This is a genomic window from Mycobacterium sp., assembly GCF_035633495.1.
Lineage (GTDB): Bacteria > Actinomycetota > Actinomycetes > Mycobacteriales > Mycobacteriaceae > Mycobacterium.
Genome location: NZ_DASQEU010000166.1, coordinates 58691 through 69175 on the forward strand (window position 1 = coordinate 58691; position 10485 = coordinate 69175).

The 10485-nt window shown below is 66.1% G+C and carries 9 protein-coding genes and 1 tRNA gene; 4 read left to right on the top strand and 6 right to left on the bottom strand.

Features of this window, described 5'->3' with window-relative positions; all coding sequences use genetic code 11:
- Together VET27_RS24550 and VET27_RS24555 are read right to left on the bottom strand one after the other, a co-directional pair.
- Positions 1-71, bottom strand: a tRNA-Cys gene (locus VET27_RS24550).
- A gap of 60 nt (positions 72-131) precedes the next feature.
- Complete coding sequence (locus VET27_RS24555) at positions 132-887, bottom strand: DUF899 domain-containing protein (RefSeq protein WP_526522370.1); 756 nt, start codon at positions 885-887, stop codon at positions 132-134.
- A gap of 91 nt (positions 888-978) precedes the next feature.
- On the opposite strand from VET27_RS24555, the gene VET27_RS24560 reads away from it, so the two are divergent.
- Entirely contained in the window at positions 979-1683 is a 705-nt protein-coding gene (locus VET27_RS24560) for an MgtC/SapB family protein (protein ID WP_526522372.1), read from the top strand.
- Here VET27_RS24560 and VET27_RS24565 read toward each other — a convergent pair.
- Both VET27_RS24565 and uvrB read right to left on the bottom strand, forming a co-directional pair.
- On the bottom strand, positions 1680-3083 hold the full coding sequence (locus tag VET27_RS24565) for an MFS transporter (RefSeq protein WP_526522374.1): 1404 nt from the start codon (positions 3081-3083) through the stop codon (positions 1680-1682). The two genes, VET27_RS24560 and VET27_RS24565, sit on opposite strands and share 4 nt — an antisense overlap.
- Before the next feature lie 52 nt (positions 3084-3135).
- The gene (gene uvrB, locus VET27_RS24570) at positions 3136-5298 is read right to left on the bottom strand and encodes an excinuclease ABC subunit UvrB (RefSeq protein ID WP_526522376.1); all 2163 of its coding nucleotides are present in this window, start codon (positions 5296-5298) and stop codon (positions 3136-3138) included.
- A gap of 60 nt (positions 5299-5358) precedes the next feature.
- Between uvrB and VET27_RS24575 the strand changes: the two genes are divergently transcribed.
- Complete coding sequence (locus tag VET27_RS24575; protein ID WP_526522395.1) at positions 5359-5865, top strand: ribonuclease FAU-1 family protein; 507 nt, start codon at positions 5359-5361, stop codon at positions 5863-5865.
- Between the two features lie 11 nt (positions 5866-5876).
- Complete coding sequence (locus VET27_RS24580) at positions 5877-6434, top strand: hypothetical protein (RefSeq protein ID WP_526522377.1); 558 nt, start codon at positions 5877-5879, stop codon at positions 6432-6434.
- A 9-nt stretch (positions 6435-6443) separates the two neighbouring features.
- Here VET27_RS24580 and coaE read toward each other — a convergent pair whose 3' ends face one another.
- Positions 6444-7655, bottom strand: coding sequence for a dephospho-CoA kinase (gene coaE / locus VET27_RS24585; protein WP_526522379.1), 1212 nt, complete (start codon positions 7653-7655; stop codon positions 6444-6446).
- Positions 7656-7736: 81 nt separating this feature from the next.
- The gene (gene rpsA, locus VET27_RS24590) at positions 7737-9191 is read right to left on the bottom strand and encodes a 30S ribosomal protein S1 (RefSeq protein ID WP_526522381.1); all 1455 of its coding nucleotides are present in this window, start codon (positions 9189-9191) and stop codon (positions 7737-7739) included.
- A gap of 160 nt (positions 9192-9351) precedes the next feature.
- On the opposite strand from rpsA, the gene VET27_RS24595 reads away from it, so the two are divergent.
- Positions 9352-10485: PrsW family intramembrane metalloprotease (locus VET27_RS24595; RefSeq protein ID WP_526522383.1), on the top strand; the 1134-nt coding region annotated here is incomplete at its 3' end.

Below are 10485 nucleotides of genomic sequence, written 5' to 3' on the forward strand. Positions count from 1 at the left end.
AGCGAGTGACGGGATTCGAACCCGTGTAAACGGCTTTGCAGGCCGGTGCCTAGCCACTCGGCCACACCCGCGATGGACTCCACCTTGCCACCGTGAGGGGGTGAAACCGATCCTTTCGATCGGCGTGATCGCTAGATCAGCGGCACACCGGCAGCCAGACCGCTGCGCGGCCAACCGGCGGGCGACTTCTCCCACTCCTCCTGACGGCCGTATGGCGTCAAGTCCAAGAACGGGTAGCCGACGGAGGTGTGGTCGAGCCCCCGCGCGTAGGTCGAATAGGTGTGGAACACTTCGTCTCCGCGGCGCAGGAACACACTGGCCGCGGGCATGTCGCCTCGCAGTTCGTCGTCGGTGAAACCGTCGGCACGCAACTCGTCGAGGGACTTGTAGTTGAATTCGATCGGCCTCCGCGCCGGATCGAGTGTCACCTGATAGTCATACGTGAAGTCACTGTCGCGCGACGAGTACCACGGGAACGTCCAGCCGTGCTGGTCGCGATACCGAGCGATGCTCGCGTAGGGCGCACGAGACACACATGCGAACGTCACTCCCCTGGCCTCGAGCAGTGCGCGATCCTTGTCGGTGAACGAAAGATCGGCTGCGGCCGTGCAACTGGGGCAGCCCTGGTCCTTGGCGTCGATCCACATGAAGTGGTGCACGTAGAGCTGCGGTCCGCCTTCGAACAGGTCGACGAGACGCAGCTCGCCTTCCGGCCCCTCGAAGACGTAGTCCTTGTCCACCTTGACCATTGGCATCCGCCTGCGCTCGGCGTTGACCTCATCTCGCAGATGCGTGACCTCGCGTTCACGGGCCAACAACCGTCGGCGGGCAGTCAGCCATTCATCGCGGGTGGCAACGGCTGGATAGGCGGCAGGGATTGGGGACATGGCAGATCCTCTCGGGTATGCAGTTGCGGTATTGACTCGGGGACCGGTCAAGACTCATCGCAGGGCGTGTGGGTCGCGATACCTTGTCCGGATGTATCACTGGCTGGCCGATCCGCCCTTCTTCGGTGGTCCGGGTCAAGGCACCCGTCAGATCATCGAATTGTTCGTCGCTTTCGGCCTGACGGCACTGATCGGCCTGGAGCGCGAAATTCAGGGTAAGAGCGCAGGGCTGCGGACGCAGACCATCGTCGGCACGGCGGCAGCGCTGATCCTGCTGGTCAGCAAGTACGGATTCCAAGACGTGCTGGTCGAGGGGCTCGTCGTCGTCGACCCGTCACGCGTCGCGGCCCAAATCGTCTCGGGCATTGGCTTTCTCGGTGCGGGCATCATCATCTTCCGACGTGGCTCGGTTCACGGCCTGACGACTGCGGCCGCAGTCTGGGAGTCCGCAGCCATCGGCATGGCTGCCGGTTCGGGCCTGCTGCTGCTCGCGTGCACCGTGACGGCGATGCACTTCCTCATCATCCTGGGGTTCATGCCGCTGGCCAAGCGGCTGGCCGCTCGACTCAGCGGCTCGATCCGCGTGCACGTCACCTACGAGGAGGGCCGCGGCGTGATGTCGGCTCTGCTGCAGGCCTGCGACCGACGCACCTGGCAGCTGGCAGAGCTGGAATCGGATCCGACCGGAGGCGTGCTGCTTACGTTGTCGGGCAACGGCATTCTGAGTGCGCCGACCCTGCTGGCCGGCATCGACGGCGTCACCGCGATACGGCAGCTCGACGACGATCCCGACTAAGCAGCCAGGCGGCCGCGGCCCGCGCGATACGAAGCGATAAACCCGACGGTGGCGATGACTGCCATCACCGCGAACATCCACCTGGCAGCGGTGGCGTCGCCCCGATCGGTGAGGTTGACGACGATGCCCGCAAGCCCCGCACCGAACGCGCCGCTGATCAACTGCACGGTGTTGATGGCCGCGGCAGCGGTGCGGCCCTCGGCGGGGTCGTCACTGCTGCCCATCGCCCACGCAGATAGATGCGGCCACGCGACGCCCACGCCGGTCCCGGTGATCAGCAGGGCCACCACCCAGACCGCGATCACTAGGCCGGGGGCGTCTTCGATCTGGCTTACCGCGGCGATCCCCAGGCCGACCGCCATCACCAGTGGCGCTGCCGCGACGACTCGCACGATGACACGGGCCTTGGTCAGAGACGCGCTGACGATCTCGCTGATGGTCCACCCCACCGCCAACGAGACGCTCAGGAACCCCGCCGCGACCGGCACCAGGTGCGCCAGCCGCTGGCCGAACAACGGCACGTACATGTCCGCCATCGTCGCCGCCATCAAGACACCGAGCGTGAGGTAGATCCACTTCAACGGGCCAGGCCGAAAGGCCTTGGGCGGCAGCACCGACGCGGTCGTCCGCCGGTCCACGACGAGGAACACCGCCACCAGAGCCACGCCCGCGACGAGGATGCCGCCGGTCACGGCGAGGTTGCGCGCGATGCCCGCGACGCTGACCGCCAGCGCGGCAGCCCCGAGCAGCATCAACGACCACACCGGGATGCGATCGGCGATGGGCCGGTCCTCGTCGGCCGTCCGACCTGGCAGCGCGAACGGCACCAACGCCGCCATGGCCGCGGTCAGCAATGCCAGCACGCCGAATGCCCAACGCCACGAACCGAATTGCGCGAACAGCCCGCCTGCGGCAGGCCCCACCAGGGTGCCGACGCCCCACATCGCCGATACGAGCGCAGACGCCTTGGTCCACAACGATCGCGGAAGCGCGGCATTGATGACGGCGTATCCCAGACCGGCGAGCAGCCCACCCGCCGCGCCCTGCACGACGCGGCCCAACAGCAGGAACTCCATGGTCGGCGCCACGGCACACAGCACGCTGCCGATCCCGAACACGCCCAGACCGGACACGTAGGCCCATCTCGGCCCGAGCTTCGTCAGCACTGAGCTCACGGTGGTGGCCGATACGACCGACGCCACCAGGTAAACGGTCGTCACCCATGCGTAGAGCCGTTCGCCGCCGATCTCTGCGACGGTGCTCGGCAGCAGGCTGATGGTGAGGAACTCGTTGGTGGCGTACAACGCCACACCACCGGCCAGAACGGTCGAGGCGCCTAGGTTCTTAGGCCCCAGCAGTTCGGCCCAGCCACCGGCCGGGGTGCTTTCGGTCTGCGTCACGCGGACAACGGTACGAGCTCAACCATGGTTGAGATCAAGACGTCGATGCATCTCACTTGAGGCCGGCGGCATCCATCCCGCGAAGCTCCTTCTTCAGGTCGGCAATCTCGTCGCGGATGCGCCCCGCCAGCTCGAACTGCAGATCTCGCGCGGCGGCCATCATCTGCGCGGTGAGGTCCTTGATGAGGTCGGCGAGCTCCGCGCGCGGCATGTTGGCCGTGTCCCGCCCTTCGAAGATGCCCGCGCTGACCGCGCGACCCGGCTCGCCCTGAGCCCGTCGGCCACGTGAGGAGTTGCGGCCGGAGCCACCCACGTCGACCGTCGCCTCGGTGTCGTCGGCCTCCCGGTAGACCTGATCGAGGATGTCAGCGATCTTCTTGCGCAGCGGTTGCGGGTCCACCCCGTGGGCCTCGTTGTACGCAATCTGCTTGGCTCGGCGGCGATCGGTCTCCTCGATGGCCTGCTGCATCGAATCGGTGATCTTGTCGGCGTACATGTGGACTTCACCGGACACGTTGCGCGCCGCGCGACCGATGGTCTGGATGAGGCTGCGCGCCGACCGGAGGAAGCCTTCCTTGTCGGCGTCGAGGATCGACACCAGTGACACCTCGGGCAGGTCGAGACCCTCACGCAGCAGGTTGATGCCGACCAGCACGTCGTACTCACCGAGCCGCAGCTGCCGCAACAGCTCGACACGACGCAACGTGTCCACCTCCGAGTGCAGATAGCGCACCCGGATACCGAGTTCGAGCAGGTAATCGGTGAGGTCCTCGGCCATCTTCTTAGTCAGCGTGGTGACCAGCACCCGCTCGTCCAGTTCGGTGCGCTTGCGAATCTCACTGATCAGGTCGTCGATCTGACCCTTCGTCGGCTTGACCACGACCTGCGGGTCCACCAGGCCGGTCGGGCGGATGACCTGCTCGACGAACTCGCCCGCGGACTGGCTGAGCTCGTAGGGCCCGGGTGTCGCCGACAGATACACCGTCTGCCCGACGCGGTCGGCGAACTCCTCCCAGGTCAGCGGTCGGTTGTCGACCGCCGACGGCAACCGGAAGCCGAAGTCGACCAGGTTGCGCTTGCGCGACATGTCGCCCTCGTACATACCGCCAATCTGGGGCACCGTGACGTGTGACTCGTCGATGACCATGAGAAAGTCTTCTGGGAAGTAGTCCAGCAGCGTCGCGGGCGACGTGCCCGCAGCGCGGCCGTCGATGTGGCGTGAGTAGTTCTCGATGCCCGAACAGAAGCCGACCTGCTTCATCATCTCGACGTCGTAGTTCGTCCGCATCCGAAGCCGTTGCGCCTCAAGCAGTTTCCCTTGCCCTTCGAGTTCGGCCAGCCGCTCCTCCAGCTCCTTCTCGATGCTGGAGATGGCGTGCGCCATCCGCTCCGGCCCCGCGACGTAGTGGGTGGCGGGAAAGACCCGAAGCGAGTCCACCTTGCGCACGACGTCACCCGTCAGCGGGTGCATGTAGTACAGCGCTTCGATCTCGTCCCCGAAGAACTCGATGCGTACCGCAAGTTCTTCGTAGCTCGGAATGATCTCCACGGTGTCGCCCCGCACCCGGAACGAGCCGCGGGTGAAGGCCATGTCGTTGCGGTTGTACTGCACGTCGACCAGCAGGCGCAACAGACCATCGCGCGGTACCTCGTCGCCGACGTTCAGCTCGACCGATCGATCCAGGTACGACTGCGGCGTGCCGAGACCGTAGATGCAGGACACCGACGCCACCACGACCACGTCTCGCCGCGACAGCAAGTTGGACGTCGCGGAGTGCCGCAAGCGCTCCACGTCGTCGTTGACGGAGCTGTCCTTTTCGATGTACGTATCGGTCTGGGCGATGTACGCCTCGGGCTGGTAGTAGTCGTAGTACGACACGAAGTACTCGACGGCGTTGTTGGGCAACATCTCTCGGAGCTCGTTGGCCAGCTGGGCGGCGAGCGTCTTGTTGGGCGCCATGATTAGCGTCGGCCGCTGCAGCTTCTCGATGAGCCATGCCGTGGTCGCCGACTTGCCGGTGCCGGTGGCACCCAGCAGCACCACGTCGCGCTCCCCCGCATTGATGCGGCGTTCCAACTCGGCGATGGCCGCGGGCTGGTCGCCAGCAGGCGAGTACTCGCTGACCACCTCGAAGTCGCCGCCAGCGCGCACGACGTCATCGACGGCTCGGTACTCCGAGTGCGCCACGACCGGATATTCGGTAGCGAAAGCCATGTTCACCAGGTTAGAACCAACCACCGACAACTGCGATTCCCCACTGGCTAGGCTGACCAGATTCACCCCCCGAAACACGAAGTCTTCGACGTCGCGGCCCGCACGAACACCGATCCCAAGGGCATCGTGCGGTACGTCGACGTGTACGCCGTGCACCCGTGGGGGCTCTACATGGCCAGGCCGACGCCAGGCCGAGCGCAGTTCCACTACCTCGAGTCGTGGCTGCTTCCGTCGCTCGGGCTGCGGGTCTCGATCTTCCACTTCAATCCCGGCCATGAACGCGAACAGGACTTCTACCTCGACGTCGGCGAATACACCATCGACGGCGACGTCTGGCATGCCGAGGATCACTACCTCGACCTCGTCCTTCGGGCCGGCTCGGAGGTCGAGCTCATCGACGTCGACGAGCTGTTCGAGGCGGTCCGGCAGGGCCTGGTGACGCCGGAAGCGGCGAGCGCGGCAGTGCAGACCGCCGTCGCCGCGATCGACGGGCTGGCCAGCCACGGTTACGACCTTGGACAGTGGCTGGCGGAGCACGCAATGGTCCTCACCTGGCGGGCAGCGTAATATCTGCGTTCATGAGCTTGACTAAGCGTGGGCTGGCGGCGGGCGCTGCGGCGGCCGCCCTGTTGCTCGGCGCACAGTTACTCCCGGCGATCGCGCAGGCCGATCCCGACGCCACGGAGCAGTCGGCCGACACACCACCGCAAGCGCAGGCCGATTTGGGACCGGGCCCGTACAACGTGGTCTACCGTGCCCGGGTCGACGGCGTGTCGCGTGGAGCGACCATCAGCTACGCGATGGCTGACGACCAGGTGAACACCGCGGAGCCGACGATGGTCCCCGGACGGACGTTCGAGGCAACGGGTGTGGTGACGCAGACGCAGAAGGCCGGCATGCAGGTCACCATCCAGTGGCCGTACTCGGCCAGCCTGCACTGCGAGATCCTGGTCAACGACCAGATCATCGCGGAGGCCGATCAGTTCGTTGCACCCCGACTGACGCCGCAGCACAATGATCCCGGGTACGGCGTGCTCAGTTGCGGAACGGTGACCAACTTCCCAACCGGCAACACCGCCCCGGTCGATGCGCCGGCACCCGTCGACCCCGCCGCGGCGCCCGCTCCGGCTGCTTGAGCCCTCGCGTCAGGGTCGCCAGCCCGTTGCGTCCGCCCACTCCCACGCGCGCCAATAGGCGTCGGCGAACCAGGGATCCTTGGCGTCGGCGTAGTCGCCCGTCGTCGCATGCCCCCCGGCCACCACGGCGCGCTTGAGCTCGAGGTACTCCGCGCGCTGGATGGCGTCCGCCTTCAGCCAGTCGACGAACAGCAGCGCGAACTGCTGCCCCGGCCAACCGTCGACCCGCAGATGAACGTTCGTCGGTCGGCCAGGATCGGCGGATGCGTGAAATCGCTTGTGCCACAACGACGAATCATTGGAATGGTCGAACGACGCAACCGTGCTGCGGGCGTCGGGCTTACCCACGTCGGTGGTGACTCCCACGCGGGGGTAGCCCGCGGACAGCAGCGCGTCGGCCAGTTCGTCGGCCACGGCAAGGGACGGCACGGTGACCTGAACGTCGATGACGTCCTTCGCGTCGAGCCCGGGCACCGCCGTCGAACCGATGTGGTCGATGCGGATCGCGTGGTGGCCGCACGTGGTGCGCAATCGGGCGAGGATGCGGCGGGCCTGGTCCGGCCATGACGGGTCCGATGGCACCAGCCGCGGCGCGGCGTGGGCCGGTTCTCCGGCCTGGACGTTGTGCGCGAACGGCAGGATCCGCTCGCGCCACAGCGTGCGAGCGGCCTCTGCCAGTTCGTCGGTGGTCCCCGTGTTGTCGAGCCACACGTCGGCGACCTCGCGGCGCTGGTCCTCGGATGCCTGCGCCGCGATGCGGGCCCGGGCGTCCGACTCCGGCATGCCCCGCTGCTGGGTCAGCCGCGTCACTCGCACTTCTACCTCGGCGTGCACGATCACGACCAGCGGGAACATCGGCGCCATCTGCGACTCCACCAGCAGTGGAATGTCCTCGACGATCACGGCGTCTGCCGGCGCCGCCTCGATCAACTCGGCACGCCGCTTGCCCACCAGAGGATGCACGATGCCGTTGAGTGTCGCCCGCTTCTCGTCGTCGCTGAAGGCCACCGCCGCCAACGCCGGGCGGTTCAGTGCACCATCGGGAAGGAGGATCCCGGATCCGAACGCCTCGACCAATGCCGCCAACCCCTCGGTGCCGGGTTGGACGACCTCCCGCGAGAGGACGTCGCCGTCGACGACGATGCCGCCGAGCTCGCTGAAAGTTGTGGACACCGTTGACTTCCCGGCGCCGATGCCGCCGGTCAACCCGATACGAAGCATGAATGTGTCCTCACAAAATAAACCACGCAGGAAGTCGCGAGGACTTCCTGCGTGGTTTCACTCGGCGAATGAGTGGTCTTGTTAGGCGTTGCCTGCGAGCTTCTCCCGCAGCGCGGCCAGCTGGGCATCGCTCGCCAGCGTTCCGCCGGAGGGCTCACCCGAACTGGACGACGAAGACGGGGTGCCGTTGGCGGTGGCGGGCGTGCTGGCCGCCTCCGCGTCGGCGGCCGCGAACTTCTCCATCTGCGCGGTGTGCATCTTGTGGCGACGCTCGGCCTCGGCGTACCGGGCCTCCCACTCGTCACGCTGCTTATCGAAGCCTTCGAGCCATTCGTTGGTCTCGGAGTCGAAGCCCTCGGGGAAGATGTAGTTGCCCGCCTCGTCGTAGCTGTCGGCCATGCCGTACTTCGACGGGTCGAACTCCTCGGTGTAGTCCTCGTTGGCCTGCTTGAGGCTCAGCGAGATGCGACGGCGATCGAGGTCGATGTCGATGACCTTGACCATCGCGTCGTCGCCGACCTGAACCACCTGGTCCGGGACCTCGACGTGGCGCTCGGACAGCTCCGAGATGTGCACCAGGCCCTCGATGCCCTCCTCGACGCGGACGAACGCACCGAACGGCACCAGCTTGGTGACCTTCCCGGGCACGATCTGGCCGATGGCATGGGTGCGCGCGAAGTGGCGCCACGGATCTTCCTGAGTCGCCTTGAGCGACAACGAAACCCGCTCGCGATCCATGTCGACGTCGAGCACCTCGACCGTGACCTCGTCGCCCACCGTGACGACCTCGGACGGGTGGTCGATGTGCTTCCAGGACAGCTCGGAGACGTGCACCAGGCCGTCGACGCCACCCAGGTCCACGAAGGCACCGAAGTTGACGATCGACGAGACGACGCCCTTGCGGACCGCGCCCTTCTGCAGCTGGTTGAGGAACTCGCTGCGCACCTCGGACTGGGTCTGCTCCAGCCAGGCACGGCGGCTCAGCACCACGTTGTTGCGGTTCTTGTCGAGCTCGATGATCTTGGCCTCGATCTCCTTGCCGATATACGGCTGGAGATCGCGGACGCGACGCATCTCGACCAGGGACGCGGGCAGGAAGCCACGCAGGCCGATGTCGAGGATAAGGCCGCCCTTGACGACCTCGATGACGGTGCCCTTGACGGCCTCGTCCTTCTCCTTGAGCTCCTCGATGGTGCCCCAGGCGCGCTCGTACTGTGCACGCTTCTTGGACAGGATCAGGCGGCCTTCTTTGTCCTCCTTGGTGAGGACCAACGCTTCGACCTCGTCGCCGACGGACACAACCTCTGAGGGGTCGACGTCGTGCTTGATCGAGAGTTCGCGGGAAGGGATGACCCCTTCAGTCTTGTAACCGATGTCGAGCAAGACTTCGTCGCGGTCAACCTTGACGATGGTGCCTTCGACGATGTCGCCATCGTTGAAGTATTTGATGGTCTTGTCGATTGCGGCCATAAAATCCTCGGCCGAGCCGATGTCGTTAATGGCTACTTGCGGCGAGGTGATGGACGGACTTGGCATTTGGTGGGTGGCTCCGGACAGGTTTTATCGTAGGGACAGTTGGTGTTGGTGTGTACTGGTGTTACACGCGGTCATGCGCGCACACGGGTACCCGGAAAGCCTACTCGACGGGGTACACGCTGGACAAACCTGGGTCCGAGCGAACCGCTACGCTGCCCTCGTGTCAAACCCCTCCGAGCGGCCGTCGCCGCATCCGGTCGGCTCGCCGTTACCGCGAAAGATCCGCGAGGTCGGCGCGCCACTCGGCGCGATCATCGCGATGGGCATCGTGGCGGGACTGTCGGTGATCTCGCTGACGGCGGTCAACCCCGTCGGCACCTCCATCGGGTTCGTGCTCGCCACCGTGGCGATGATCATGGTGCTTCTGGCCTATCTGTGGCTGGATCGATGGGAACCGGAGCCACCGCGACTGCTGGTACTCGCCTTCGCGTGGGGCGCGTCGGTCGCGATCGTGGTGTCGGTGATACTGGAAATCGTGTTCGGGTCGCTGCTGGCCACCGGTGAGGCGGCAACCGACGAGTTCATCACCCTCGCGATCGTGGCGCCGATCGTCGAGGAGGCCGCCAAGGGCGCCTTCCTGCTGATCATGATGACCGGCCGCCGCCGCAACGAGCTGAACTCGCTGACCGATTGCCTGGTCTACGCCGGAATCACGGCGGCGGGCTTCGCCTGGCTGGAGAACATCGGCTACATCGGCGGTGGCGAATCGCTCGGCGGGTCGCTCGTCACCGCGGGACTGCGGTTGATCATGGGTCCCTTCGCTCATCCGCTGTTCACGACGCTGACGGCGATCGGCGTGTACTTGGCCCTGCAACGCCGGGGCTGCCTCGCCAAGGCGGGCTGCATCCTGCTCGGCTATGCCGGCGCGGTGCTCATGCACGCGTTGTGGAATGGTTCGTCGTTCTTCGGCATCGAGACGTACTTCCTCGTGTACTTCGTCTGGATGGTGCCCGTCTTCGGCCTGGCGATCGTGCTCGCCGTCGGCAGTCGGCGCAGGGAACAGCGGATCGTCGCCGCCAAGTTGCCCGGCATGGTCGCCGCCGGCGTCGTGACGCCGAACGAAGCGACCTGGCTGGGTTCGATCCGTACCCGGAAGCTGGCGGTCGCAGAATCGACGAGAGTCGCCGGCAAGCCGGCAGGCAAGGGCGTCAAGAACTTCGCGGCTCAGGTGATCGAGCTGGCGTACGTCCGCGACCGCATCGACAGGGGCTTCGGCGACCAGAGGGTGCACGCCCTGCTGAACGAGGAGACATATGGCGTATATGCCGCGCGGGCCGCCGCCCCGGTGTTGCAG

Excerpts from the sequence above, each read along its gene's own strand:
- VET27_RS24555 (WP_526522370.1), bottom strand. The coding sequence starts at position 887 with ATGTCCCCAATCCCTGCCGCCTATCCAGCCGTTGCCACCCGCGATGAA.
- VET27_RS24560 (WP_526522372.1), top strand. The coding sequence starts at position 979 with ATGTATCACTGGCTGGCCGATCCGCCCTTCTTCGGTGGTCCGGGTCAA.
- uvrB (WP_526522376.1), bottom strand. The coding sequence starts at position 5,298 with ATGGCTTTCGCTACCGAATATCCGGTCGTGGCGCACTCGGAGTACCGA.
- VET27_RS24580 (WP_526522377.1), top strand. The coding sequence starts at position 5,877 with ATGAGCTTGACTAAGCGTGGGCTGGCGGCGGGCGCTGCGGCGGCCGCC.
- coaE (WP_526522379.1), bottom strand. The coding sequence starts at position 7,655 with ATGCTTCGTATCGGGTTGACCGGCGGCATCGGCGCCGGGAAGTCAACG.
- rpsA (WP_526522381.1), bottom strand. The coding sequence starts at position 9,191 with ATGCCAAGTCCGTCCATCACCTCGCCGCAAGTAGCCATTAACGACATC.